Annotated in this window: 25 protein-coding genes and 1 other annotated feature; of the genes, 7 read left to right on the top strand and 18 right to left on the bottom strand. The window is 50.8% G+C overall.

The window, feature by feature from the left end:
• Position 1 precedes the first annotated feature (1 nt).
• Together AC13H5_RS05460 and fabI are read right to left on the bottom strand one after the other, a co-directional pair.
• Entirely contained in the window at positions 2–190 is a 189-nt protein-coding gene (locus AC13H5_RS05460) for a hypothetical protein (RefSeq protein ID WP_021066964.1), read from the bottom strand.
• Positions 191–275: 85 nt separating this feature from the next.
• Positions 276–1,049: an enoyl-ACP reductase FabI gene (fabI, locus tag AC13H5_RS05455; protein WP_131433674.1), complete on the bottom strand. Its 774-nt coding sequence runs from the start codon at positions 1,047–1,049 to the stop codon at positions 276–278.
• Between the two features lie 149 nt (positions 1,050–1,198).
• Between fabI and AC13H5_RS05450 the strand changes: the two genes are divergently transcribed.
• Positions 1,199–2,365: an FtsW/RodA/SpoVE family cell cycle protein gene (locus AC13H5_RS05450; protein ID WP_483546445.1), complete on the top strand. Its 1,167-nt coding sequence runs from the start codon at positions 1,199–1,201 to the stop codon at positions 2,363–2,365.
• Positions 2,366–2,405: 40 nt separating this feature from the next.
• Here the strand turns inward: AC13H5_RS05450 and AC13H5_RS05445 are convergent, their stop codons facing one another.
• From AC13H5_RS05445 to yjbM, 3 genes are read right to left on the bottom strand one after another with little or no spacing between them, the layout of a single operon-like run.
• Complete coding sequence (locus AC13H5_RS05445) at positions 2,406–3,272, bottom strand: RluA family pseudouridine synthase (protein WP_483546444.1); 867 nt, start codon at positions 3,270–3,272, stop codon at positions 2,406–2,408.
• Positions 3,273–3,275: 3 nt separating this feature from the next.
• Positions 3,276–4,073 carry an NAD kinase gene (locus AC13H5_RS05440; protein WP_034776962.1) on the bottom strand — a complete coding sequence of 266 codons (798 nt, stop codon included), beginning with the start codon at positions 4,071–4,073 and terminating at the stop codon, positions 3,276–3,278.
• An 11-nt stretch (positions 4,074–4,084) separates the two neighbouring features.
• The gene (yjbM, locus tag AC13H5_RS05435) at positions 4,085–4,729 is read right to left on the bottom strand and encodes a GTP diphosphokinase (RefSeq protein ID WP_034776960.1); all 645 of its coding nucleotides are present in this window, start codon (positions 4,727–4,729) and stop codon (positions 4,085–4,087) included.
• A 107-nt stretch (positions 4,730–4,836) separates the two neighbouring features.
• Here yjbM and AC13H5_RS05430 point away from each other — a divergent pair, with 107 nt between their 5' ends.
• Positions 4,837–5,418, top strand: a complete 582-nt coding sequence (locus tag AC13H5_RS05430) for a CYTH domain-containing protein (protein ID WP_205729338.1) — start codon at positions 4,837–4,839, stop codon at positions 5,416–5,418.
• Positions 5,419–5,503: 85 nt separating this feature from the next.
• Complete coding sequence (locus AC13H5_RS05425) at positions 5,504–6,277, top strand: DsbA family protein (protein ID WP_483546443.1); 774 nt, start codon at positions 5,504–5,506, stop codon at positions 6,275–6,277.
• 221 nt (positions 6,278–6,498) lie between these two features.
• Here the strand turns inward: AC13H5_RS05425 and pepF are convergent, their stop codons facing one another.
• From pepF to cls, 3 genes are read right to left on the bottom strand one after another with little or no spacing between them, the layout of a single operon-like run.
• A complete protein-coding gene (gene pepF / locus AC13H5_RS05420) occupies positions 6,499–8,301 on the bottom strand; it encodes an oligoendopeptidase F (protein ID WP_034776956.1) in 1,803 nt (600 codons plus the stop codon).
• 17 nt (positions 8,302–8,318) lie between these two features.
• A complete protein-coding gene (locus AC13H5_RS05415) occupies positions 8,319–9,380 on the bottom strand; it encodes a competence protein CoiA (RefSeq protein ID WP_483546442.1) in 1,062 nt (353 codons plus the stop codon).
• Between the two features lie 12 nt (positions 9,381–9,392).
• On the bottom strand, positions 9,393–10,904 hold the full coding sequence (gene cls, locus AC13H5_RS05410; RefSeq protein WP_034776952.1) for a cardiolipin synthase: 1,512 nt from the start codon (positions 10,902–10,904) through the stop codon (positions 9,393–9,395).
• 81 nt (positions 10,905–10,985) lie between these two features.
• On the opposite strand from cls, the gene AC13H5_RS05405 reads away from it, so the two are divergent.
• On the top strand, positions 10,986–11,708 hold the full coding sequence (locus tag AC13H5_RS05405; RefSeq protein WP_034776950.1) for an SDR family NAD(P)-dependent oxidoreductase: 723 nt from the start codon (positions 10,986–10,988) through the stop codon (positions 11,706–11,708).
• 43 nt (positions 11,709–11,751) lie between these two features.
• On the opposite strand, the gene AC13H5_RS05400 is transcribed toward AC13H5_RS05405, so the two are convergent.
• The 4 genes from AC13H5_RS05400 to AC13H5_RS05385 all read right to left on the bottom strand — a co-directional run bounded on the left by AC13H5_RS05400 (position 11,752) and on the right by AC13H5_RS05385 (position 14,605).
• On the bottom strand, positions 11,752–12,984 hold the full coding sequence (locus tag AC13H5_RS05400) for a DUF2254 domain-containing protein (RefSeq protein WP_215190257.1): 1,233 nt from the start codon (positions 12,982–12,984) through the stop codon (positions 11,752–11,754).
• A 68-nt stretch (positions 12,985–13,052) separates the two neighbouring features.
• Complete coding sequence (gene mecA / locus AC13H5_RS05395; RefSeq protein WP_034776946.1) at positions 13,053–13,709, bottom strand: adaptor protein MecA; 657 nt, start codon at positions 13,707–13,709, stop codon at positions 13,053–13,055.
• A 180-nt stretch (positions 13,710–13,889) separates the two neighbouring features.
• Positions 13,890–14,288 carry a transcriptional regulator SpxA gene (gene spxA, locus AC13H5_RS05390; RefSeq protein WP_015881217.1) on the bottom strand — a complete coding sequence of 133 codons (399 nt, stop codon included), beginning with the start codon at positions 14,286–14,288 and terminating at the stop codon, positions 13,890–13,892.
• Between the two features lie 179 nt (positions 14,289–14,467).
• Positions 14,468–14,605 (bottom strand): hypothetical protein, encoded by a 138-nt coding sequence (locus AC13H5_RS05385; RefSeq protein WP_016510424.1) that lies wholly within the window; start codon positions 14,603–14,605, stop codon positions 14,468–14,470.
• Between the two features lie 227 nt (positions 14,606–14,832).
• Here AC13H5_RS05385 and AC13H5_RS05380 point away from each other — a divergent pair, with 227 nt between their 5' ends.
• Positions 14,833–15,363 carry an HD domain-containing protein gene (locus AC13H5_RS05380; RefSeq protein WP_034776944.1) on the top strand — a complete coding sequence of 177 codons (531 nt, stop codon included), beginning with the start codon at positions 14,833–14,835 and terminating at the stop codon, positions 15,361–15,363.
• Between the two features lie 73 nt (positions 15,364–15,436).
• On the opposite strand, the gene AC13H5_RS05375 is transcribed toward AC13H5_RS05380, so the two are convergent.
• From AC13H5_RS05375 to AC13H5_RS05355, 5 genes are all read right to left on the bottom strand, one after another.
• Complete coding sequence (locus AC13H5_RS05375) at positions 15,437–16,387, bottom strand: ABC transporter ATP-binding protein (protein ID WP_034776942.1); 951 nt, start codon at positions 16,385–16,387, stop codon at positions 15,437–15,439.
• Positions 16,387–17,460 (bottom strand): ABC transporter ATP-binding protein, encoded by a 1,074-nt coding sequence (locus AC13H5_RS05370; RefSeq protein WP_215190258.1) that lies wholly within the window; start codon positions 17,458–17,460, stop codon positions 16,387–16,389. Before AC13H5_RS05370 ends, AC13H5_RS05375 begins: the two co-directional genes overlap by 1 nt.
• 24 nt (positions 17,461–17,484) lie before the next feature.
• Positions 17,485–18,510 carry an oligopeptide ABC transporter permease gene (gene opp3C, locus AC13H5_RS05365; RefSeq protein ID WP_034776938.1) on the bottom strand — a complete coding sequence of 342 codons (1,026 nt, stop codon included), beginning with the start codon at positions 18,508–18,510 and terminating at the stop codon, positions 17,485–17,487.
• Positions 18,510–19,436, bottom strand: a complete 927-nt coding sequence (gene opp3b / locus AC13H5_RS05360; RefSeq protein WP_034776936.1) for an oligopeptide ABC transporter permease — start codon at positions 19,434–19,436, stop codon at positions 18,510–18,512. Before opp3b ends, opp3C begins: the two co-directional genes overlap by 1 nt.
• A 302-nt stretch (positions 19,437–19,738) precedes the next feature.
• Positions 19,739–21,355, bottom strand: coding sequence for a peptide ABC transporter substrate-binding protein (locus AC13H5_RS05355; RefSeq protein ID WP_214752600.1), 1,617 nt, complete (start codon positions 21,353–21,355; stop codon positions 19,739–19,741).
• 272 nt (positions 21,356–21,627) lie between these two features.
• Between AC13H5_RS05355 and AC13H5_RS05350 the strand changes: the two genes are divergently transcribed.
• Both AC13H5_RS05350 and trpS read left to right on the top strand, forming a co-directional pair.
• Positions 21,628–21,996 carry a DUF3899 domain-containing protein gene (locus tag AC13H5_RS05350; RefSeq protein ID WP_034776934.1) on the top strand — a complete coding sequence of 123 codons (369 nt, stop codon included), beginning with the start codon at positions 21,628–21,630 and terminating at the stop codon, positions 21,994–21,996.
• Positions 21,997–22,042: 46 nt separating this feature from the next.
• Positions 22,043–22,250 (top strand) — a binding site (T-box leader).
• A 48-nt stretch (positions 22,251–22,298) separates the two neighbouring features.
• Positions 22,299–23,300, top strand: coding sequence for a tryptophan--tRNA ligase (gene trpS / locus AC13H5_RS05345; protein WP_034776932.1), 1,002 nt, complete (start codon positions 22,299–22,301; stop codon positions 23,298–23,300).
• A gap of 110 nt (positions 23,301–23,410) precedes the next feature.
• On the opposite strand, the gene AC13H5_RS05340 is transcribed toward trpS, so the two are convergent.
• Positions 23,411–25,066, bottom strand: coding sequence for a peptide ABC transporter substrate-binding protein (locus AC13H5_RS05340; protein WP_214752598.1), 1,656 nt, complete (start codon positions 25,064–25,066; stop codon positions 23,411–23,413).
• Positions 25,067–25,092 lie beyond the last annotated feature (26 nt).

The raw sequence follows: 25,092 nt of genomic DNA, 5'->3' as shown, positions 1-25,092 counted from the left end.
ATTACACGCTCCGGTCGACAAATCGACCGGGGCTGTTTTGTTGTTCGGCTTCTAGCCATTCTTCTTGGCGCGGCCGGATTCGTTGGACACGCTGAATCCGCGTGACCGGCTCGATATTCGCCCGTTCTGTCGGTTGAACTTGGCGATTTCCATATTGGACGACCGTGAAATCAATCTGATAAGGACCCATGATCCAACCTCCTTCACAGGTCCTTACCCGAAATCAGGTCGGAATAACACAAAAAAGAGCGCATCGCTGCGCCCTTCCCCTATATTTACAAAATATGATAACCGCTGTCGACGTGGATGACTTCTCCTGTCACACCGCTACCCATGCTCGATAACAAGAACAAGCCCGTCGAGGCCACTTCTTCTGCCGAGACGTTGCGACGCAGTGGCGCCTTCTGTTCAAGCTCAGACAAAATGCTGTTAAAGTCGCCGACACCTTTGGCCGATAACGTGCGAATCGGTCCTGCCGAGATCGCGTTAACGCGGACGCCGTGAGGTCCGTACTCGTTCGCCAAGTATTTGACGCTCGAGTCGAGGGCTGCTTTTGCGACACCCATCAAGTTGTAGTTCGGGACGACGCGCTCACCGCCGAGGTACGTGAGTGTGATGACCGAAGCGTCTTCTGCGAAATACGGCTTGGCCGCTTTGACGACTGCCGTCAAACTGTACGCCGAAATGTCGAGCGCTTGCGCGAACTGCCCGCGCGTCATTTCCGAGAATTCGCCGCGTAGTGCTTCTTTGTCAGCGAATGCGATTGAATGGGCGATTCCTTGAATCGGCCCTGCTTGTTCGTGAATCGTACGGAACGTAGTATCGATCGCTTCGTCGTTCGTGACGTCGCATTCTAAAAGTAGGGCCTCTCCGTTCAAATCGGCCGCAAGCGACTCAAGACCTGATTTGAACCGTTCGGCCGCATACGTAAGGACGAGCTTCGCACCTGCCGCGTCGAGCGTCTTCGCGATCGCCCATGCGATCGAGCGTTTATTGGCAATTCCCATGACGACATACGTCTTATTCGTTAACGTTGGATAGATTGACATCGTAAACTCCCCTTTTTAGTACCTGGTTATAACATCTGTTATCAGATTACAGAATGGTGTCTGTTTTGTCAACTAGCGCGTAACGTATTGCGATTTTTTTAACTTACGGTAAGATAAAATACGTATAGAAAGGGTGAGACGACTTCATCATGAACCGCATTCAATCTTATTTAAGAAGTTTAGACACGACACTTTTGACAATCGTCTTTTTCTTGATGGTCATAAGCCTAGGTGCCATTTACACGGCACAACCGATGTTGCCGACACGATTACAACATATCAACTTCGCATTCGATCAAGGAATCCGTTACATCATCGGGTTCGTGGCCATGTTCGCCATCATGACGATCGAGTACGAACAGTTGCGAAAAATTCACTGGTATCTCTATTCCTTCGGGCTCTTGCTGCTAGTGGGCTTGATACCGCTCCGGGATACGACACTCGTTCCAAACATCAACGGGGCGTACGGCTGGTACAACGTGCCGGGTTTCAGTTTTCAACCGGCCGAATTCATGAAGTTGTTTTTGCTCATCTCCATGGCGACGATCGTCTACGACCATAATAAACGCTACGGCTCATCCCAACAGGACACGTGGCTGTTAATGAAGCTCGTCCTACTCGCCATTCCGCCGCTCGCACTGATTGTCACGCAACCGGATTTAGGGACCGGACTGGTTCTCATCACGATGCTCGGGGCCATCATCATCGTCTCCGGAATCGGCTGGAAATGGTTGCTCGGTCTGTTCAGCGCCGCTGCCGTGACGATCGGCGGTTTCATGTACTTGTTCTTCTCCCATTTCGAGGTGTTGCAAAGCTTTGTTCCGGGACACGCCTTGAATCGATTCCAAGCGTGGATTTATCCGTATGAGTATTCCGACGACTTGGCGTTCCAATTGATTAAATCGCTTCAGGCGATCGGGTCCGGTCAAATGTTCGGGGCCGGCTACGGTCAAGGTTTGGTCTATTTGCCGGAGTCGCAGACCGACTTCATTTTCGCCGTCATCGCTGAACATTATGGGTTCATCGGTGCGGCCATCGTGATAATCGTCTTCTTCCTGTTCTTATACCGGATGATTCATATCGCGCTTGAGGCAAGCAGTCCGTTCGGCAGTTACATCGTGACCGCAGTCATCGCCATGTTCACGTTCCAAATTTTCCAGAACATCGGCATGACGATCGGTGTCCTTCCGATCACCGGTCTGACGTTACCGTTCATCAGTTACGGCGGGACCGGGATCATCATGAACATGATTGCCATCGGCCTCGTCATGAACGTCGCGTCGAAATCAAAATCGTATATGTTCGACGACGATTGAAAAACAGTCCCGCGCTCAGCTGAGTGCGGGACTGTTTGTATTATGCTTCAAGTCGAAAATCATGCGGGTATGGCGCCTCAATGACGAGTCTCTCCCCCGTCATCGGGTGACAAAACGTCGCCGAGGCGCTGTGGAGCGCGTGACGGTCGAGTACGGTCTTACCACCGTACATCGTATCCCCGAGGAGCGGATGCCCGATATGGCGCAGATGGACGCGGATTTGATGCGTCCGTCCGGTCTCGAGGGCGATCGTCAGCGCTGTATATGCCTCGTGTGGCTCTACTTCGAGGATATGGGTCACGGCGTGCTGTCCGTCTGCCGTCACGATTCGTTCCATGATTGAATCCGGGGCACGGCCGATGGGAGCGTCAATCGTCTGTGGCGAAACCTCGCCTTCGACGAGAGCGAGATACGTCCGTGACAAGCCCCCGGTCTGTTGCAATTCACTGAACCGATGGTGCACGTACGCATATTTTGCGAACAAGACGACGCCGCTCGTGTCACGATCGAGTCGATTGATGACGTGAATCGCCGACTGCAATCCGATTCGCTCGTAATATCCGAGCACCGCATTGGCAAGCGTGTCGTCGGGATGAAGCCGGGACGGGATCGTCGCGATCCCAGCCGGTTTATCGACGGCGAGCAAATAGTCGTCCTCAAACAGGATCGTGAGCGGGCGTGACGAGCGGACCATCGTCTCCGCCGGCTGTTCGACCGGGAAATGGACCGTCACATCATCTCCTTCGCTGATGTCATAACGTACCGTCCGCGGCTCTCCGTTGACGAGGATGAGCCCCCCTTGTTTGATTTGGGTCAACATCTTGCGCGAGATGCCGCAGTCTGTCATTAAAAAATCGCGCAGCGGGACGTTCGCCCCCGCGACGCGATGCAATGTGAATCCGTACATCGGTTACTTCCCTTCCTCAATGAACGATTCCCGGACCCGTCGCCAAAATGGGAACGGGCGGAACCGGGCAAATGTCACTTTTTCTTTCGCGACCGCACAGCGAATCGAGCGCACGTTCGACCACGACAATGCTTCTTGGTGATCGAACGCGAGTTCGAATTCTGTTTTCGTGTGCGGCTCGATCTTCACTTGATGATGCTTCGGCAACAAGAGCGGTGAACCGATCGTCCGGTACACCAAGTTATTGATTGACGCCATCTCCGTCACTTGGATTGCTTCAATCGACGGATGGACGATGGCACCCCCGAGTGCTTTGTTATAGGCCGTCGACCCGGATGGTGTCGAAATGCATAACCCGTCACCTCGGAACGTCTCGAAATAATCGTCGCGAATCGACAAGTCACAGACGAGCGTACGTTTATAGTTTTTAATCGTACACTCGTTCATGGCGAGTTGTCGTTCGGTCGTCCCGTCCTCGTAATCGATGAGCACCTCGACGAGCGGATAAGACACCGGTTCGAACGATTCGCTCGTGATCATTTCCGTCAACTCGTCGAGCTCGTCTGGTTGCCAGTCGGCGTAAAAACCGAGATGGCCCGTATGAATCCCGACGAGCAGCGTATCATCGAGCCGGTCGATATATTCGTGGAACGCTTGGAGCATCGTCCCATCCCCACCGACCGAGACGACGATCCGCGGCTCTTTCGAGACCGAATGCCCCGCTTCGGTCAATTTATTCGTCAACTCGCGCGCAATATCGGCCGAACGCGCGTCTCCCCGTGCTACAATCGCAAACTGCATGCCTTGGCCCCCTAGTCTTGGTCCGTTTGGACGTTCATTTCTTTATCCCGGAACACTTGCTGTGCATCTTGAATCTCGACGCGGAGCTGACTCATCTCGGCATCGAGCAAAAATGCCGCTTCAGCCGCCCGGCGCAGGCGCTCCTGCACCTCGACCGGCATATCCCCGTCGTATTTATAGTTGAGCGAGTGTTCGATCGTTGCCCAAAAGTTCATCGCAAGCGTCCGCACTTGGACTTCGACAAGCGTCGGGAACTCGCCATGAATCGTTTGAACCGGGTATTCGAGAATCAAATGGTAAGAGCGGTAGCCCGATTCCTTTTGGTTCGTGATATAGTTACGTTCCTCGACGATTTTAAAGTCGGTCCGGTGATGGAGCAGTTCAAGGACGTGGACGATATCGTCCACGAATTGGCACATGATGCGGAGTCCGGCGATGTCTTGCATCTCCGTCGACAACTTGTCGTAAGGAATTTGCTTTCGCTTCGCCTTCTCGAGAATGCTACCGACCGGTTTGACCCGTCCCGTGACAAACTCGATCGGTGAGTGGTCGTTTTGAGATTTATATTGTTTCCGAATCGCCTTGAATTTAACTTTCAGTTCATCGACCGCGATTTGATACGGCACTAAAAATTGATCCCAATCCATTGATTGCATATGCTGTCACCACTTTCGTTCATTTCGGAAAACCCTGCTTTTTCCGTATGTATCCGATTGTATGGTATCATAAACGAACAATTGTTCATAGAATGGAGCGATGATTTATGACCCAAGAAGTGGAAATTGAATTCAAATCGATGTTGACGAAAGACGAGTATGAGACCTTGCTCACCGCCTACGATTTAACGGACAAAGTGAAATGGCAAGCGAATGACTATTTCGATACACCGACGTTCGAACTGAAGAAGCACGGCGCCGCCCTACGAATTCGCGAGAAAAAACATGGCCAAGTGTTGACACTCAAACAACCGCATGACGTTGGACTGCTCGAGACGCATGCCCCAATCAATGAGGCAGAGGCCGAAAACTTGTTCAAATACGGCATCATCCATGACGACCAAATGAAAGAGGCGCTCGCCGCGTTCGACTTGTCCGGCCCGCTCGAACATCTCGGTCGCCTTGAGACGAAACGCGCGGAAATCGAGACGCCAGACGGTCTGCTCGTCCTCGACGAAAGTCATTATTTGGAGATTCACGACTATGAAATAGAATTTGAAGTGACCGATGAAGCGAAGGGCAAAATCGCGTTCGAACAGCTTCTTCATCGCCATGGCATTCCCCTCCGGCCCGCCAAAAATAAAATCGTTCGATTCATGGAAGAAAAGATGCGTCGAAACCAAGGTTGAGCAGATACGTTGCCAACCTTTTTTTTTCGTTGCTACAATGAGCATACGATATATTTGATTTTTGTTTACGAGAGGAGGCGACACAATGGAACTTGAACAATGTAATGAGTCATCCTGTTCATTGGAAGAATCTTCTATCCAAGTAACATATAAGCCATTAGAGTTATTCTATTTCATGGACATCTCAGATCCAGACGGGCTTCACGTGATGACACTCATTAAAAAACTCGAACTTGAATACGGGCACTTGATTCGTTTCCGTATGGTTTCGACGGTTCCTAGTTGTGTTGGCGGATGTCAAGAAGAGGTTCGCCTTCTCACGATGATCAAGGCTATGGAGTTACAAGGGAAACGTCATGCGATGCGCTTCATGCGCCATCTGCATATTAACGATATCTTTTTGAAGGATGGCTCTAGCGACAGCGACTTATGGGAAATTGCCCGCTCGTTCGTCAGTTATGGACTCGACATCGATGAGTTGGCTGCCGATATCCAATCCAATCAACTGCTGAGCGCACTGGCGGTCGATCATGAGATCTTGAAAGACTGGGAAATCGAATCGCTTCCCGCCTTGACGTTCGTCACGCGTGACGAGGCGCTCAAAATCGAAGGACTCTATCCGTATGACGTCTATCAGGCTGTCATGGCCGAACTGCTCGGCTATGTACCGCCCCGTGAGACCGATTGGAACGTCGAGAAAGTGTTAGGACACTATGACGCCTCAACGATTACCGAGCTCGCTTTCATTTTAGAGCTCGACAAGCCTATCATCGAAAGAGAATTAAAAAAACTGTCGCTCCAACAACGTTGCCGGCCTGTCCCGGGCTGCAGCGGCGAAGCTTGGGCGACGAATAAATGACACAACAAAACCCACGGCCGGGGAGCCGTGGGTTTTTTCGATGTTTCCCGCGGGGACGGAAAACATCGTACCCGAGTATCTATACAGATCACAGGTTGGGAGAAAGTTTACGGTCAATAAAGGGGTTTGTGATTGATTTCACACTTATAATATACCGAGACGAGCGCACCGTGACAAGCACTTTGTTCATATTGTCACATAATGTTCACGCCCCGCTTCTTTTATTGGAAAAGTAACGCTTCCATCTCGTCTAGCACGGCCTCGAACTGATCGAGCGCTGCGAGCACCGGTGCTTTCGTCGTCATATCGACTCCAGCCGCCTTCAATACTTCAATTGGATAATCGCTCGACCCGGCCTTCAAGAACTTGTCGATGTAACGACGGACGGCCGGTTCCCCTTCGTCCATGATCTGTTGCGACAATGCGGCCGACGCCGAGATGCCCGTCGCATACTGATAGACGTAGTAGTTGTAATAGAAGTGCGGGATCCGTGCCCATTCGAAGGCGATCTCCCCATCGATGACGAGCTCGTCTCCGAAGTATCGCTTGTTGAGCTCGAGGTACGTCTCATTCAAGTACTCAGGTGTGAGCGAGACGCCATCTTGGGCCGCTTTATGGATCATATGCTCGAACTCGGCGAACATCGTCTGACGGAACAACGTGCCACGGAACGTCTCGAGCTGATTGTTCAAGAGATAGAGCCGCTCTTGGCGGTCTGTGCGCGTCTTCAGTAAATAGTCGTTCAAGAGCGCCTCGTTCGTCGTCGATGCCACTTCGGCCACGAAGATCGAGTAATCCCCGTACGGATACGGCTGCGACGCCCGCGTGTAATGGCTATGGACCGAATGACCGAACTCATGGGCGAGCGTGAACAAGTTGTTGACGTTGTCTTGCCAGTTCATCAAGATGAACGGTTGCGTGTCGTACGCGCCTGAAGAGTAAGCACCGCTCCGTTTGCCACGCGTCTCACGGACGTCGACCCAGCGTGAATCGAGACCGTCCTTGACGATTTGGACGTACTCATCGCCGAGTGGTGCGAGTCCCTCGACCATCAAGTCTTTCGCTTCGTCATATGGGATTTTCATGTCCACGTCTTTCACGAGCGGCGTATACAAGTCATACATATGCAGCTCGTCCACACCGAGTGCCCGTTTCCGGAGCGCGACGTAACGATGCAACAAGTCGAGGCGCTCGTTCACCGCTTCGACGAGACCGTCGTATACCGCTTCCGGGATGGCGTTATGATGGAGCGCCGCTTGACGGGCACTCTCGAACTTACGGACCGTCGCATAGAAGTTATCCTTCTTCACGCTGCCTGACAACGTCGAGGCGAACGTGTTCAAATATTGCTCGTACGTGCCGTACATCGCCTTGAACGCCCCTTCGCGGACGCTACGGTCGCTCGACTCGAGGAATGTGATGTAACGGCCATGCGTCAATTCGACATCTTCACCTTTCTCGTTCTTCACTTTCGGGAATTTCAAATCGGCGTTGTTGAGCATGCCGAACGTCGAACTCGACTGGCCGAGCACGTCACCAGCTTGAGCGAGAATCGCCTCTTCGGCTTCCGTCAACACGTGCGGACGCTCTTGCGCCAACTCGTCGAACGCATGGCGATAGACGTTGAGCGATTCGTGTTCCGCCATGAACGCCTCGATTTGACTCTCATCGATGGCGAGCAGTTCCGGCGTCATGAATGCGAGCTGAGCCGAGATTTGGGCCGCGAGCGAGCCCGCCCGGTCGTTCAACGCTTGGTAATGACTGTTCGACGTATCTTCGTCATAACGCATATGGGCGTATGTATACAGTTTATGCAATTGACGCGAGATGTCGTCGCGAAGTTGCAGGCCTTCAAACAAAGTAGAGGCTGATTCCCCGAGTTTACCTTTAAACTCGACCAAGGCCGGCACGTTTGCTTTCAATGCCTCAAAATCGTGTTCCCACGCCTGATCGTCCGCATAAATCGTCTCCAAGTTCCACGTCTCCTCGACAGGTACTTGTTTTCGTGTAAGTACTTCTGACATATGTCCACTTCCTTTTCCTAGTTTGTATACGATTTCGCCATGAATCGCTGAAACCCTTGAAATAATCGAAGATCGTGGAGAAGGGCCGTCTCTAGCGTCTTTGGGACGTGCCAATCCCGCACCGACTCCGTCATATCAAACACGTTCAAGAGTTGTCTCCATTGTACTTCAAACGCTTGGAGAAAGTCGCTTGTCGGGGTCACGTCAAACTGGCGGCACGTCTTCTCGATACTCCATGCGACGGAGTCTCCGGGACGCTCACGCCGATTCAAATAAAGCACCGTCTGAAATGTGAACGGATGGACGTGGATGCCCCAAAGCGAGGATAACGGCAAGTAACAGCAACTCGGCATGAGAGATGGTAACATTCCGATCGGATACAATCGGTTCAAGACGAGCCGGCGGTACTGCTGCGTCGGATAGGGCGGGGTCATCCGGCGGCGCCGGACGAGTTGAACCCATTGCTGGGCGTCGAAACGATAATAACATTCGAACGGCGAACTCGAGAATGACGATACGGTCTGCCAATGACCAACGCCACGTCGAACCGATATCGGGAAGCCAATGAAACGATAAAGTGATTGCTTGTAAGGGACATGGAGGCCATGCCGTCTAAACAGTTCGTGACGCATCCACGGCTGCAATGAAGGCCAAGCACTAGGTTCTAATCCGCTCGCCAGCCAGACGACATCGAGTCCGTTGTCGCGATAATGTCTCGTCCGCTCGACATAAGACTCGATTGTGAGCGTCGACGCTTGAATTTCGATGACGAGCCTTGTATCGTCGCGTCGGGCCAGCAAATCGGCACGACGTGCGCCGATGACGACTTCTTGTTCGACGGCGTAACCTTGTGTCTGAAGCCACTGCCGAACACCCCATTTGTCTTCGTGGTGCCCCGTCGACTCGCCTCGTCCACACGGATGGACATGTGCGAAATGAAGGCGTCGCCTCACTCCTTGCTTGACGATGACCCGTTCCCCGCATTCTGGACACACAAAAGGGGCAAACGGCTCGATCCGCCCCCGACTTAACGTAAGGGCATCGACATACCCCCCTGTCCGATCGATGGCAAACCGCATGCCGCTTCCCCCTCATAGTAGTGGTGAAAACATTCGGGCCAATGACTCGACGAGTTTGATGAAGTATGACCGTTCCGAGAACGCCTGCAACTCCAACTCGTGTGACCCTTCAAAGTCTTTATAGAGATCTTGCTTGAGTTGATGGACGGAATTCGTGTTGTATAAGAGCGCATTCACCTCGAAATTGAGGTGGAAGCTCCTGAAGTCCATGTTCGCCGTCCCGATTGTCGCCAGCCCATCGTCGACGACGATGACTTTCGAGTGCATGAACCCTTCTTCATACAGATAAATCTTCACACCGGCGCTGAGCAGCTCCTCGAAGTACGACCGGCTCGCATAAAACACAATCTTATGGTCCGGATAACTCGGGAGCACGATCCGGACATCGATTCCGGATAGCGAGGCGGTCTTGAGCGCGCTCATGATGTCCTCATCGGGAATCAAATACGGCGAAGAGATATAGACCGATTTTTTCGCGGCGTTGATCAGCGCGAAATAGATCGACTTCATCGTCTCATACGGTTCATCCGGTCCGCTCGCCACGATCTGTACACCCCCGCTCGCGCTGCGTACCGTCTCGAGCGGTTCGAGATAAAACGGAGTGAACAGGCGCTCGCCCGTCATATAGTACCAGTCCTGCAAGAAGATCAGTTGCAGTTCCGACACCCCTTCCCCTCTGACGTACAGATGCGTGTCACGCCAGAAGCCGAACTTCGAATGTTCGCCCAAATACTCGTCACCGACGTTCAACCCGCCGGTGAACGCCTCCGTGCCGTCGATGACGACAATCTTCCTGTGGTTGCGGTAGTTCGTCTTGCTCGACACGAGCGGCAAGACGACGGGGAAGAAGGCTTGGACGTGGACGCCTGCTTGCCGCATCTCGTCGAAGAACGTCCCGCTCGTATGGATCGAGCCGACGGCATCGTACAAGAAGCGGACCTCGACCCCCGCCCTCGCCTTGTCGATCAAAATGCGTTGAATTTCCCGAGAAATACGATCTTCCCGGAAAATATAATATTCAAGATGAATGTGGCGGGTCGCCCCTTTCAAGGCGGGCAACAGTTTCGAAAATTTTTCTTGCCCGTTCGTCAGCACTTGCGTATACGTGTTCGATGAGACGGGTAATTGATTGAGTGACGACGTCAAATGGAGCAATTTCTCATAATCGTCGTGGGAGAACATGAGTGACGGCGACAACGTCATCGCCTTCTGCCGATAGGCGAGGTACGTCTCTTCATCGAGCATCGCTTTCTCTTTGAACATCCGCTTCCGGCGATAGTTCTGTCCGAATACGAAATAAGCGAACAGACCGACGACCGGGAAGCCAAGCATGACGATCGCCCAAATGAGCGTCCGTTGCGGATTGCGGTTCTCGAGCAAGATGACGAGCAAAATGCTGAACGTCGTCAAAAAGACGAGCACCGAGAACAAGCCAATCACTTGGGAGCTCCAGTAATATGATAATACGGCAATGAGACCTGCGAGCAAAATCAGGGATAAAAGGACTTGTATGCGTCGCAACATATTATAAACTGACCCCGTTTCTATCATGTATTATCATAATTATACAACTTAACGCCATCTTTTGAGGGGAGCGAACGAAATATGGGCACATTTTTGATTACGGGAGCGACGAGCGGGATTGGACGGGCCGTCGCCCTCCGGTTAGCAGAGGAAGGACATGACGTCATCGGCATCGGCCGAGACGAGGCACGAGGCGAAGAAATCGAGGCGGCATCCGCTCGCGTCACGTTTATGGCATGCGATTTGTCCCAACCCGACGACATCGAGGCGATGATGGACGAACTCAAAGACCGGGCCATCACGTTAGACGGACTATTCAATAACGCGGCGACGTTCGGGCGCCCCGGGACGCCGGAACGGTTGCCTGCGTCCGCGTTCGATGACGTCTTCGAACTGAACGTGCTCGCGACAAACCGACTCATCCAACGCGCTATCCCGCTCCTCGCGAATGGAGCGAGCGTCGTCAACAACGCTGCCATCGTCGGCCACGTCAAATTCCCACCGATGCTCGGTCCATACGCCGCGTCCAAAGCGGCCGTCATCGCCTTGACGAAGACGTTCGCCCATCGAATGAAAGGCAAAATCCGCTTCAATGCGGTCTGTTTCGGTCCGGTCGACACCCCGCTCAGTCACAAGTTGTACGGCGGGGAAGCCAAGTTCCAAGAGGCGATGACCCATCATTTCCGGGGACATGCCGCTAAACCGGATGAAGTGGCGCCGGTCGTGACCTTCTTGTTGAGTGAGGCGTCGAGCTATATCAACGGCCAAGCCATTACGGTCGATGGGGGCTATACCCTCTCATGATGCACAGAAAGGAAGGGGTCTTCTCGGACCCCTTCCTTTCTCGTTAATCACGTATTTTCCGTGCTTTCGTCATCTGATTCGTCAAGAACGCTTTCTCTCGTGGATGCAACTCATCCAAGTCGAGCGCTTCCTCAAAGTAGTCGATGAAGTCCTCGAACGTTTCGTCATGCGAGGCGTGTGCCTGAATCCGCGCGATTCGGATCGCCTCGAAGACGGATGCCATCACGAAAATGTCGTGACTCGCATACGTCTTCACAGGAGCGAACGCCTCGAACAATGTCGCTTCCATCGTTTTACGTTTGGCATGCCAGTTGCTCTTGTCGTTGGAGAATAAAAAGTCGCCTGCCGGCAATCGGCTCAGTTCGCGTAAAATATCGCCGATGTAATGAATCGCGTGAATCGCCGTATTCGGATCATTGATGCCCGGTGAGACGCCTTTCAGCGCGATCTCACTCAACTTCTCGATGACGAACGCCGGGTCTTGAATCGATGAACGGATCTCGCCGATTTGGAACACGTCGATATCGGGCGCTTCTTCTGCGAGCCAATAGCCGAGAATATCTCCTTCCGCTACAAAGTCCCCAACGGCCACGACCGATTCGAAGTCAGCGTCACGGCTCTCCTGCTTCTCGCTCGAGAACAGTTGGACGTAGCCCGTTCGAGAGGCATAGACCGCCTGTCCTTCGAACGTGTGAACCGTTCGTTTCGGGACGATATACATGTCTTCCTCTTCGACCGCCCGTCTTTGGTTTTCGATGACGGATAGCGCTTCGCGGTGCAATGCCGATAAGAGGCGTTCCGCTTGAATCGAGACGCTGATCGTTTGAATGAATTTAACGAACGCCCAAATCGAGCTGACCACGAGCAGGACACTGATGCCTGAAGCGAGTACGACGTCTTCATCCGATGTCCGGATAAGGAACAAGTTCGTAATGCCGTACACCGTCGTCATGATGAACAGGCCGAGTGTATGCTTCGACGCCGAGTTCGTCAAAAAGTTATTGATCGTCCGAGGCGAGAACTGCGACGAATACGTCGTCAAAACGACGAGGATCGTCGAAAAGCTGAACGTCATCATCGTCATGAGGCTCGTGAACGACGAAGACAGGACAGAAGCTGCTGAATCCTTGTCTAAATAAATGATTTCCGGTAACAGCTCCCGAAAGAAGCTTCCAAAATATTGAGTCAGGAACGTTAACGCGATCCCTCCCACTCCGTATAAAAACGGGACGAACCAGGTGCTATCTTCCAACTTTAATTGAATCCGCTTGAGCATCACGACACCTCTTCATATGTATAAATTGGTAAAAAAATCGCCTGTCCACATGAACAGGCGATTAGGGTTTAGAAATAGTGACGGACTTTTGAGAAGACATCCCCGTCGAGAATGAGCTTGCCGTATTCTTCAAGCATCGCTAACGTCTGCGTGCTGAACGTCAAATACTCGGCTAAGAGACTTAATACGTTCTCTTCTTCTTCCGGTTCCATCTCGTCTGGGAAGTCAATCCACAAGTAATACCGATTGTCGTAATGGAATAACTTAAGGTTGACGTTGTTCAACGCCTCTCCTGCTCGTTTACTGAGCGAGATGATCGCCTCAAAGTCATCCGTTTCCATGGCGAGCGGAGCCCACGCCTCCGGCTCGGCTTCGATTTCATCAAGTTCACTCAATTGATCAAGCACCGATTGCTGATCGCGCGCCTCGTCGATTGCCGAGCGCAATAGTGACCCGAGCTCAGAATCGTCTTCAGAGTCAATCACATTTTTCGCGATCGTCACGGTCACTTCAAGTCCTTTTTCAAACGCTTGTACTTGTATCCATAGTGGACCATCAAACGAGATATCTTCTCGTTCGTGCGCTTCGTCCATCATCTGCCAGAACAGCTGCTCACCACGTTCTCGGTTATACCAGATTTCATCACGAGCGAAACCGCGTTTCTCGATATCGACATACGTAATGAAAAATTTGACGGTGTTGTCGTTGATGCGCTCAATTTTCACGATTGTCCACTCCCTTCTCACCTCACTCCTACTTCAACAATTAAGGAGGAGAGGGGAAATTGTCTTGTTATCATAGTACCCTTTTTTTAACGTGTCAATCTATTGATGATGGGGTTGTTACTACTATTTTATCGGAAAAACGGAATAATAAAAAGCACACTGCTTAGACAGTATGCTTCCTCACTCGTTGACGAGTCGTTGCGCTTCTTGAAGTTGGAACGTCCGGACCTTGCGCGGCAAGAATCGACGAATCTCATCTTCGTTGTACCCGACTTGAAGACGTTTTTCATCAATCAGAATCGGACGGCGGAGCAATCCTGGATATTCTTGAATCAAATCATATAGTTGTTGGAGTGAAAGCGCATCGACCGATACGTCGATTTTCGAGAAAACTTTAGATCGGGTCGAGATGATTTCATCTGTCCCATCTTCTGTCATACGTAGGATTTGTTTGATCTCATTGAGTGAGAGTGGTTCTGAAAATATGTTCCGTTCCGTGAATGGAATATCATGCTCCTCGAGCCATGCCCGTGCTTTTCGGCACGATGTGCAGCTCGGAGACGTGTACAATGTGACCATTTTCGTTCCTCCCTGATCAAGTGTTCGTTCATCTTTTTCAAGTGACTCTATTTGTATACCCAAAAATTCGTCCACTTAATTATAATAATTCTTATTTATTGAAACTTCAATGATAACTTTTCTCACTCGGGTAAGAAAAGAGGACGCACTCAGGAGAATGCGACCCTTGATCGACCGTTCTAGGACGCCGGCATTCGAGAAACCGGTTGTGATACCGTCTCTTTGCCAGGCTTCACTTGTAAGTCTTTCAATTTCTTCTTGAGGACTTCCTTCAGAAGTTTCTTTTTCTGTTGCAATACTTTGTCACGCTCTTTCATGGTCTCTCACCCCCAACGCCATAAGGACTCGACCCACCGACCGTTACTGAATCTGAAAATCTTGAACTTGCACTAATCTACAATTAAATTATAGCACATTCTTATGAAAATGGTTGAACAATCTCGAAGATTTTCATCATTTCACACGTTCCAAATTTGCTTTTCTTTTTCAATTCCCGTATAGTTAATAGAAATAACCTTTGAAATCACCAAGGAGGAGAGCGAATATGAGAATTACGCTAGAGACGATTATGCAACATCCGGTCACCCAAAAATATTTGACCCGTTCCGGTCTGAAACACGCCGTCGACGTGTGTGAACGCGCTCTCGAATTGGCGACGCGACGAGGGCTTGATACGGATTTAGCGACGAAAGCCGCTCTGCTCCATGACATCGGTCACTACGAATGGTACACCGAAGGCAAATGGAACTACGATTTATACCGTCAAAACGACATTCATGCCATTAAAGGGGCCGAACGCGCCCATAAGCTGTTGATTCGTCTCGGGGAAGACCCGGCCCGCGCGAAAGAGATCTCGGTCATGATTTTGCTTCATACCGATTCCTATCTCCCGCCTAACCGGATTCAACGTACCCCACTCCAACAGCTCGTCCATGATGCGGATACGTACGTGGAACAACCTGGCGGACTGCATCACTATGAGACGATGGAAATCGAAGATGCCCTTGCCCGTGTCCGCCTGATTGACGCGGTCGTCGAACGGCTCTCGAACTTGCCACGCATCTCAAACGCCTGACACCGTCCTTGGACGGTGTTTTTCTTTGCGCTCAAAAAAAGTCCCGAATCCGGTTGGATTCGGGACTTTCTAATTATACGAGTTGCGCTTTATACGCTTCGTATTCTTCGTCTGTCAATGAGACGTAATGGCCTGGCTCGACTTCACGGAGCGGCGGGATGCTTGAATCCTCATCCGAACGTCCGACGGCACCGAGTGACTTCGACTCATACACGATCCGCTTACGTGTGCGCTCGTGCTCTGGATCCGGAAGCGGGATCGCCGAGAGAAGCGACTTCGTATAGGCGTGAATCGGGTTCTCATACAAACGCGCTGCTGGAGCGAGTTCGACGAGGTGACCTTGATACATGACACCGATCCGGTCTGAGATATACTTGACCATCGACAAATCGTGGGCGATGAACAAGTACGTCAAATCACGGTCGCGTTGCAATTCTTTCATCAAGTTGACGACCTGAGCTTGGATCGATACGTCGAGAGCCGAGATTGGCTCATCGGCGATGATGAAGTCTGGTTCAACTGCGAGAGCGCGGGCAATCCCGATCCGCTGACGTTGACCGCCCGAGAATTCGTGCGGGTAACGGCTCGCGTGCTCTTTCGTAAGACCGACCGTTTCGAGAAGGTCATAGACACGGTTCATCCGGTCTTCTTTCGTCTTGGCAAGGCCGTGGATATCAATGCCTTCAGCGATGATATCAGCGACCGTCATCCGCGGGTTGAGCGATGCGTATGGATCTTGGAAGATCATTTGCATGGCCCGGTTGAATTTCAACTTCTCCGCTTTTGACTTCTTGCCATGAACGTTTTCGCCTTTGAAGACGACGTCACCGTCCGTCGCGTCATAAAGACCGATGATGGTACGACCTGTCGTCGATTTCCCACAACCGGACTCCCCTACGAGACCGAGTACTTCACCTTTGTAGATATCAAACGAGATGCCATCGACCGCTTTAACGACGCGGCCTCGGCCAATTTTAAAGTGCTGCTTCAGGTCTTTTACTTCGAGTAATTTCTCGCGTTCCATTATTCAGCACCACCTTTCAAAATCGATTTGGCGAACGCGCTGTCCGGACGATACTTGAGTGCAAGGTCACGGATTGCTCTCGGCGGGCTCACTTGCGGTGCTTGCGGGTGCAATAACCAACTTGCCGCATAGTGCGTGTCGCTAATTTGGAACATCGGTGGTTCTTTTTCAAAGTCGATCTTCATCGCATACGGGTTACGTGGTGCGAACGCATCGCCTTTTGGCGGGTCGAGCAAGTTCGGCGGCGTACCTGGGATGGCCGGAAGCGCCTCGTTCGGGTCATCAGATGGGCGCGGCATCGATCCGAGCAGTCCCCATGCGTATGGGTGACGCGGCTCGTAGAAGATCTCATCGACCGTTCCCTTCTCGACGATTTTACCAGCGTACATGACGGCAACACGGTCAGCCATGTTCGCGACGACACCGAGGTCGTGCGTGATGAAGATAATCGCTGTGCCGGTCTTTTGTTGGATGTCTTTCAAGAGTTCCAAAATCTGAGCTTGAATCGTTACATCGAGAGCTGTCGTCGGCTCATCGGCGATCAATACTTTAGGGTTACATGCGAGCGCGATCGCGATAACGATCCGTTGACGCATACCACCTGAGAGTTGGTGCGGATATTGCTTAAGACGTGCTTCTGGGTTTGGAATCCCGACGAGTGTGAGCAATTCAAGCGTACGCTTCTTCGCATCCTCACCCGTAAGACCTTGGTGTTGCTTCAATCCTTCAGCGATCTGTTTGAAGATCGTCATCGTCGGGTTGAGTGATGTCATTGGATCTTGGAAGATCATGGCGATATCACGGCCACGGATCTTCAACATTTCTTTTTCCGACAACTTCGCCAAGTCTTTACCTTCGAACAAGATTTCTCCGTTCGTGATTTCACCTGGCGGGTTCGGGATCAGACGCATGATCGCTTTTGAAGTGACGGATTTACCAGAACCCGATTCACCAACGATGGCGAGCGTCTCGCCTTTTTTCAAATCAAACGATACGTTGCGAACAGCTTGTACCGTTCCAGCATACGTATGGAACGAGACCGCTAAGTCTCGGACAGATAAAATCGTTTCCATTCACGAGTCCCCCTGTTTCTATAATTATTTACGCATTTTCGGGTCAAACGCATCACGCAAGCCATCGGCGAGCAAGTTGAAGCTGACCATGAGCAAGACGATGATGACTGACGGGATGACGAGCAAGTACGGGAATGTCCGTAGCTCTTTGTATCCGTCGTTGATCAACGTACCAAGTGACGCTTGTGGCGGTTGAAGTCCGATCCCGATGAAACTGAGGAACGCCTCGAAGAAGATGGCAGATGGAATCGTGAACATGAGTGTGATGATGATGGCGCCGAGCGTGTTCGGGATCAAGTGTTTGAAGATCAAACGGTTACTTGAAGCACCGAGCGTACGAGCTGCCAAGACGAACTCTTGGTTTTTAAGTTTCAAGATTTGACCGCGGACGAGTCGACTCATCCCAATCCAGCCGGTGATCGTCATCGCGAGGATGATCGTGAACACCCCTGGGTCAAAGATCAAGATGAACAAGATGATCAAAATCAAGTTCGGAACACCTGTCAAAATTTCAACGATCCGCTGCATGATGTTATCTGTGCGGCCACCGAAGTAAGCCGAAATCCCACCGTATGCGACACCGATGACCGTATCAATGATCGCAGCCATCAAACCGATGAAGAGCGAGATGCGCGTTCCTTCCCAAACACGTGACCAAAGATCACGGCCGAGGTAGTCCGTACCGAACCAGAAGTTCTCTTCGACATTTTTCTGTTCATAGAAATCGATGTCGCGTCCACCGAGGTTGGCCATCCCATCAAACCCTGCCCACTCAAGTCCAGTGACTTTAGGTGGAAGTTTTGCTTGTGAGATGTTTTGTTCGTAAGCGTCACGGCCTGAAAGCATCGGACCGAACAACGCGAGCAAAACGAGAATGACAATGACTGACAACGAGAGGATGGCGGCTTTGTTTTTCTTTAGGCGCATCCAAGCGTCTTGCCAGAAGTTCAAACTTTTACCGGCAATACGTTCACCGAGCTGTTCATTCATCTCGACACGTTGGAACATGTCTTGGTCGAACTGCTCGAAATTCTTTTTATTTTCAATCATCAGTTATCCCCCCCAAGACGAATACGTGGGTCAACGACTCCGTAGAGCAAGTCGACAAGTAGAATGATAATAATGAACAAGGCCGAGAAGAAGAGCGTTGTGCCCATGATGACCGAGTAATCATTCAACGTAATTGATGTAACGAACAACTCACCAAGTCCCGGAACCGCAAAGATCTTTTCGATAACGAACGTACCTGTCAACAGGCCGGCCGTCATTGGTCCGAGAATTGTGATGGCAGGAATCATCGCGTTACGCACCATGTGTTTCCAAACGATGGCGTTTCCGGTCAATCCTTTCGCCTTAGCGAGCGTGACATAATCTTGTCCGGTCACTTCTAGCATCTCGGTCCGAACGAAACGAGCGATCGCCGCCGTGACACCGAGCGAGAGCGAGATGGTCGGCAAAATCGTATGAGCCGGTGAATCCCAGAACGCGACAGGGAGGATTTGCAACTTAACTCCTACATAGTACTGAAGGAGGGCTGCAAATACGAATGATGGGACAGAAATCCCGATTACCGATACGAACATTGAACCATAGTCGATGTACGTGTTATGACGGATGGCCGCAACAATCCCGAGGAGCAATCCGACAAACGTCCCGAGGACGAGCGCTTGAATCCCTAGTTGAGCTGAAGGTCCGATCCGTTCCATAATCAAATCCGTCACTGGCCGGTTGGCCGTACGGAACGATACGCCGAGGTCACCTTGCACAAGGTTCCCTAAGTAAGTCGCATAACGAACTGGAAGTGGATCATTGAGTCCGTAACGATCGTTCAAGAGTTGAATTTGTGATTCAGTCAATTTCTCCTGGTTTTGGTACGGCGAACCTGGAAGCAGGTCCATCAGGAAAAACGTGAACGTCGCAATCAAGAAGAACGTGATGAGGCCGTAAGTCAGCCGTTGCAGAATATAACGTCCCATAAATAAATACCCCCTGTTTTTCTAATGTGTCTATGCTTGCACCAACAGCGTCACTATGACATATTGCCCTTTTCTTGAATTCACAAAATGAAAGGAATTTTCTGAAAGAATAGGTCAAACGTCATCTCAAGGCTCTTAGCACAGCACATGAAAATTGAAGAATCCTTAGTTTGTAAAGTATTCTGAATTTTCACTGTTACTACATTATACTTTACCAACAAAACATTTGAATAGTATTTTCTCTCATTTCCGGATTTTTTTTAGAAAAGGGGGGACATGCACGTTGCATGCCCCCTTCTCATTTAGTTGATATCGACGTATTTGTACTGGTAATCAGCACCGAATAGTTGACGGTTGAAGTTTTCGACGTTTGGACGGAGCAAGTAAGCGACACCAGCTTGGTAAATCGGCATGATGGCTTGGTCTTGTTCAATCAAGAGCGTCTCTGCTTCTTTAAATTTGTCATAACGGGCATCGATTGCTGTTTCAGCAGATGCTTCATCAATCAACTTGTCGTAGGCAGCAGACTTGTAGTTGATGTCGTTTTGACCGTTGTCAGACGTGAAGATGCCAAGATTTGTGAGCGGATCTTGATAGTCAGGTCCCCAAAGGGCGAATGACATTTGGTACTCTCCGTTCGCTTCGAGCTCGAGCTTGTTATTGAACGGTTGTTGTGAGATGTTCACGGTCACGTTCGGCAAGTTCGATTCGATTTGGCCTTTCATGTACTCTGAGATTTGTTTCGATACTTCGCTGTCGAATGAGAGAAGTTCGATTGTAGCAGCTTCGCCGCCAGTCGCCTCTTCCCAAAGTGATGCCGCTTCGTCAGCGTTCGTTTCAAAGTGCGTCACGCCTTCCGTGTAATCCGTGCCGTCTTCATACTTGATGAAGTCTTTCGGGATGAACGAAGTCGTGGCGATTGAACCGTTGTTCAAGAGTTGGTCGATGATTCCGGCTGGGTCGACCGCACGAGCGATTGCTTTACGGGCATTGACGTCAGCGAAGACTTCATCTTCATGGTTGAACTTGAAGTAACCGACGCTTGAACGAAGGCCTGTGTTATAGTCGTCGTTCTCTTGGAAAGCAGCAACTTGTTCAGATGAAAGGCCGGCGTAGTCGACTTCTCCTGCTTCATACAAGTTGACGACCGTCGATGTGTCTTTGACGACACGTACGTCTACTTTTTCCAAGGCGACGTTTTCAGCATCCCAGTACGCGTCGTTTTTCGTCAACACGTACCCTTGCTCACGATCCCACTCCGACCATGTGAATGGACCGTTGTAAATGTGGTTCTCTGGAGTCGTTGAGAAATCCGCACCCTTTTCAGTAGCGAACGCTTCGTTGATCGGTGTGAATGTACCGAACGATGTGAGCGAGATGAATGATGGGTCCGGACGCTCGAGTGTGACTTCAAGCGTCTTCTCATCGATTGCTTTCACGCCGAGGTCTTCTTTTGGAAGATCTCCTGTGTTGATGGCTTCAGCATTTTTTACTGTGTTCATGATGTACGCGTATTGTGAACCAGTTTCTGGATCCACAGCGCGTTGCCAAGCGTAGACGAAGTCGTTCGCTGTGACAGGTTCGCCGTTAGACCATTCCGCGTCGCGGAGTGTGAACGTGTAGACCGTTTCGTCTTCGTTCACTTCTGGTTCTCCTTCGGCGATTGCAGGAACGGCATTCCCGTCTTGATCCAGACGGTAAAGACCTTCCATCGTGTTGGCGATCAAGTTGAACGCGACTGCGTCCGTCGCGAGCGCCGGGTCAGCCGTTGTAATATCAGACGTGTCCGTCAAGCGGAGAACTTTTTCTCCGTTCGAAGACGAACCGCCGTCAGAGTCTCCGCCAGTCGAGCAAGCGGCGAGCACTGAACCGAGTGCCAAGATGAGTGTCATCATGAGCAAAATCGATTTTTTCTTCATTGCGATGTCCCCTTTCTGAATCGTGAAGCATGGCGTTTCGTCGGACGATAACATCTTACTTTTTCTTTAATTTTCTGAATATTTCATTTTGTATCCGACGAAAGAACGTTAGGGCTATTGTAAAAAATTTTTAATCAAACTGTCAACTCCCTAATAAACCGCTGTCATTTTCAACACGAACTTCTCGCCTTCTCCACCAAGCAACAGGTATCATAGAGCCATAGGGCGGATGACTCGATGGAGCACATCCAAGCTGAAAGGAGTTTGTCACATTGAAAAATTTTAGAAGTATATTAATCGTTTGGGGGATTGTCACAATTGCCTACACGGTCTGGTCGAGCCTCTCTTATTACCAGGATGAAACGTTATTGTTTCATTTGAGCGGCGGTCTGTTCGTCGCCGGGATGCTCGTCTTTGCAATCGGTATGTTCTCTCAAATGAGCGCGTCTGGACTATTCGACGGCATCATGTACGGGTTCAAACGTAACCGACGCGCCAAGTTGAAAGAGATTGATCCGGATTACGAGGAAGACGAAGAGGCGACTCCGGAAGAACGGGCCGCTCAAAAACATTCGGCTTCGCGTTGGGTGTACGTCGGCGTCGGTAGCATCATTCTCTCCTACGTCATCACCCTCGTTTGACCTTCCGATTTTTCAGACGATATGCTACACTATGGCTAGAACAATAGGAAACACGATGAAGAAGACAAGTACCTCGATCCCCCTTTCCCCCAGAGAGTCTACGTTGCTGCGAGTAGATGGAGAGCGTCGAGCGAATGGACTTCGGAGTGGCTCACCTGAACGATAGTATGGTGAGACGGTCACGCCCGTTAACGCGATCAAGTGGCATGAACTTCATGCAAATTTGGGTGGCACCGCGGTTATTCGTCCCGATTTTTCGGGCGGGGAACCGCGGTTTTTTTATATTCTATGGAGGTGCAATCATGGCAAAAATCTTTTCTGGCATTAAACCGACCGGCGTCGTGACGCTCGGTAACTACTTAGGGGCGATGAAACAGTTTGTCGAGCTCCAAGACGAGCACGAAGCGTTCTACTGTGTCGTCGATCTCCATTCGATCACGGTCCAACTTGACCGGGTCGAGTTGATGGACAACACGCGTAAACTTGCGGCGCTCTATCTCGCTTGTGGTCTCGACCCTGAGAAGTCGACGATTTTCGTCCAGTCGGAAGTGAAGGCGCACGCCCAGCTCGGATGGATGTTGACGTGTATCGCCGGCATGGGTGAACTGAGCCGGATGACGCAGTATAAAGACAAATCCCAAAACAGTGAAAATATCGGTGCCGGCCTCTTCGTCTATCCGACGCTCATGGCGGCCGATATCCTCTTGTACGGGACAGAACTCGTCCCGGTCGGTGATGACCAAAAACAACACGTCGAATTGACGCGTGACTTGGCCGAGCGCTTCAACAAGCGATACTACGAGACGTTCACGATTCCTGAGCCGCTCATTCAAAAAGAAGGCGCCCGCATCATGAGTTTGACGAACCCGGTGAAGAAGATGTCGAAATCGGATGCGAACGTGAAAGGCTTCATCTCGATGCTCGATGAGCCGAACGTCATCCGCAAGAAAATCAAGAGCGCGGTCACAGACTCGAGCGGGATCATCAGCTTCGACCGAGAGAACAAGCCGGGAATCTCAAACTTGCTTGAGATTTATTCACTCTCGACCGATACGCCAATCGACGAACTCGTCGAACGTTATCAAGATTCGAACTACGGGACGTTCAAACAAGATGTCGCTGAAGCGGTCGTCGCCATGCTCGAACCGATTCAGAATCGCTATCATGAACTCGTCGACTCAGCTGAGCTCGATGCGATCCTCGATGCAGGACGTGAAAAGGCAGAAGCTGTCGCCAACAAAAATCTCGCGAAGATTGAAAAAGCGATGGGCCTCAACCGAAAACGTGCCAAAGTGAAAAAATAAGACGAAGCCGCCCTTTACACTCAAAGGGCGGCTTTTCTGCGTAGCGATTTCAAATTGGATACAACAAAAAAAGAGACAGGCGTCCCCGTCTCTTTTTTTGTTGTTTCGAATTATTGTTTGCCTTCGATATAAGCCCACTTGTACGAGTAGTCAGCGCCGAACGCGTGTTCAACGATGTCCTTAACGTATGGCTTCGTGAGGCGAGCCGATCCACGTTGGTAAACTGGCGAGATCGCGTTCTCTTCAAGAACGATTTTCTCTGCAGCTTGAAGGTCAGCCCAACGCTGTTCAGCATCTGTGCTTGATTTCGCAGACTCGATGAGTTTGTCGAATTCTTCGTTCGACCACTTACCACGGTTGTATGGTCCGTCAGTGACGAAGAGGTCAACGAATGTCATTGGATCCTGGTAGTCAGGGCCCCATCCAGCGAATGTCAACTCGAAATCACCTTTGTTCTCAAGGTCAAGTTTGTTGTTGAACGGTTGTTGCTTGATTGTGAGTGTGATACCTGGAAGGTTCTTCTCAAGTTCACCTTTGATGAACTCACCGATTTGCTTCGCAGATTCTGAGTCATAGTTGAGGAGTTCGATTTCGACAGAGTCTTGACCGATTTCTTCAAGTCCTTTTTCCCAAAGATCTTTCGCTTTGTCCACGTCGTAGCCGCCGATGTCGCCGTTCGCTTCACGGAAGTCTTTACCGTCTGGTCCAGTTACGAAGTCTTTTGGTACGAGGTAGTTCGCAGGGATTGAACCGTTCGCAAGGAGCGTTTCAGAGATCGCTGCTTTATCGTATGCCGCGTCAATCGCGTTACGGATGTTTTGGTTGTCGAGTGCTTCAACTGCAGTGTTGAACTGGAGGTAGAAGAGTGTTGGCTCGACGACAGTCGAGAAGTCTTCGTTGTCTTGGTATTGCGCAACGAGCTCAGAAGTCAAACCAGTACGGTCAACGTCGCCGTTTTCGTACAAGTTAACGCCTGTTGAAACTTCTTTAACGACTTTAACGTTGATTTCGTCAAGTTTGACGGCTTCAGCATCCCAGTAGTCGTCGTTTTTGACCATTTTCCAGCCTTGCTCGCGCTCCCAGCTTTCGAGTTTGAACGGTCCGTTGTAGAGCGTTGTTTCTGCAGACGTACCGAAGTTCTCGCCCTGCTCTTTGTCGAACGACTCAAGTTTAGGCATGAATACGCCGAAGCTTGTGAGGCCGAGGAAGTAATCTGCTGGTGCAGTCAATTTAACTTCAAGTGTCTGATCATCAAGTGCCTTGACGCCGACAGCGTCGCGCTCGCCTTCGCCAGTGTTGTAGGCTTCAGCACCTTCGATGATTGACATGACGTAAGCGTATTGTGAAGCGTTGTCCGGGTTAAGGACTTCTTTCCAAGCGTATTCGAAGTCGTTCGCTGTTACAGGCTCACCGTTAGACCAAGTTGCGCCTTCACGGATTTTGAACGTGTACGTTTTCCCGTCTTCAGAGACGTCATGATCTTCCGCGATCCCCGGTGTCGGGTTATCTTCGTCGTCCATACGATAGAGACCTTCGTTAACGTTGTTCAAGACGTTGAACGAAACCGCGTCAGTCGCGAGTGTAGGGTTAAGTGAAGGGATGTCAGAACTATCGAGCAAGTTGAGGACTTGCTCCTCGTCTGCGCCGCCTTCAGAACCTTGATTATTTGATGATGTCTCTTCTTCCCCACCCGAGCAAGCTGCTAGGAATGCGCTAGATAGAAGCGTTACCGACGTTGCTAAAGCAAAACCTTTTTTCTTATTCATTGCGATGACCCCCTGATTTTTTTCGG

The sequence above is a fragment of the Exiguobacterium sp. FD-YE-25-4 genome (assembly GCF_057004685.1).
Note: the sequence above shows the minus strand (reverse complement) of the source record. Positions and strands in the feature narration are given on the sequence as shown.

Excerpts from the sequence above, each read along its gene's own strand:
- AC13H5_RS05340 (WP_214752598.1), bottom strand. The coding sequence starts at position 25,066 with ATGAATAAGAAAAAAGGTTTTGCTTTAGCAACGTCGGTAACGCTTCTA.
- opp3b (WP_034776936.1), bottom strand. The coding sequence starts at position 19,436 with ATGGGACGTTATATTCTGCAACGGCTGACTTACGGCCTCATCACGTTC.
- pepF (WP_034776956.1), bottom strand. The coding sequence starts at position 8,301 with ATGTCAGAAGTACTTACACGAAAACAAGTACCTGTCGAGGAGACGTGG.
- AC13H5_RS05355 (WP_214752600.1), bottom strand. The coding sequence starts at position 21,355 with ATGAAGAAAAAATCGATTTTGCTCATGATGACACTCATCTTGGCACTC.
- AC13H5_RS05430 (WP_205729338.1), top strand. The coding sequence starts at position 4,837 with ATGACCCAAGAAGTGGAAATTGAATTCAAATCGATGTTGACGAAAGAC.
- spxA (WP_015881217.1), bottom strand. The coding sequence starts at position 14,288 with ATGGTCACATTGTACACGTCTCCGAGCTGCACATCGTGCCGAAAAGCA.
- cls (WP_034776952.1), bottom strand. The coding sequence starts at position 10,904 with ATGTTGCGACGCATACAAGTCCTTTTATCCCTGATTTTGCTCGCAGGT.
- AC13H5_RS05425 (WP_483546443.1), top strand. The coding sequence starts at position 5,504 with ATGGAACTTGAACAATGTAATGAGTCATCCTGTTCATTGGAAGAATCT.
- AC13H5_RS05375 (WP_034776942.1), bottom strand. The coding sequence starts at position 16,387 with ATGGAACGCGAGAAATTACTCGAAGTAAAAGACCTGAAGCAGCACTTT.
- AC13H5_RS05370 (WP_215190258.1), bottom strand. The coding sequence starts at position 17,460 with ATGGAAACGATTTTATCTGTCCGAGACTTAGCGGTCTCGTTCCATACG.
- opp3C (WP_034776938.1), bottom strand. The coding sequence starts at position 18,510 with ATGATTGAAAATAAAAAGAATTTCGAGCAGTTCGACCAAGACATGTTC.
- AC13H5_RS05445 (WP_483546444.1), bottom strand. The coding sequence starts at position 3,272 with ATGTACGGATTCACATTGCATCGCGTCGCGGGGGCGAACGTCCCGCTG.
- AC13H5_RS05405 (WP_034776950.1), top strand. The coding sequence starts at position 10,986 with ATGGGCACATTTTTGATTACGGGAGCGACGAGCGGGATTGGACGGGCC.
- yjbM (WP_034776960.1), bottom strand. The coding sequence starts at position 4,729 with ATGCAATCAATGGATTGGGATCAATTTTTAGTGCCGTATCAAATCGCG.
- AC13H5_RS05450 (WP_483546445.1), top strand. The coding sequence starts at position 1,199 with ATGAACCGCATTCAATCTTATTTAAGAAGTTTAGACACGACACTTTTG.
- fabI (WP_131433674.1), bottom strand. The coding sequence starts at position 1,049 with ATGTCAATCTATCCAACGTTAACGAATAAGACGTATGTCGTCATGGGA.
- AC13H5_RS05380 (WP_034776944.1), top strand. The coding sequence starts at position 14,833 with ATGAGAATTACGCTAGAGACGATTATGCAACATCCGGTCACCCAAAAA.
- AC13H5_RS05385 (WP_016510424.1), bottom strand. The coding sequence starts at position 14,605 with ATGAAAGAGCGTGACAAAGTATTGCAACAGAAAAAGAAACTTCTGAAG.
- AC13H5_RS05400 (WP_215190257.1), bottom strand. The coding sequence starts at position 12,984 with ATGCTCAAGCGGATTCAATTAAAGTTGGAAGATAGCACCTGGTTCGTC.
- AC13H5_RS05460 (WP_021066964.1), bottom strand. The coding sequence starts at position 190 with ATGGGTCCTTATCAGATTGATTTCACGGTCGTCCAATATGGAAATCGC.
- trpS (WP_034776932.1), top strand. The coding sequence starts at position 22,299 with ATGGCAAAAATCTTTTCTGGCATTAAACCGACCGGCGTCGTGACGCTC.
- AC13H5_RS05415 (WP_483546442.1), bottom strand. The coding sequence starts at position 9,380 with ATGCGGTTTGCCATCGATCGGACAGGGGGGTATGTCGATGCCCTTACG.
- AC13H5_RS05440 (WP_034776962.1), bottom strand. The coding sequence starts at position 4,073 with ATGCAGTTTGCGATTGTAGCACGGGGAGACGCGCGTTCGGCCGATATT.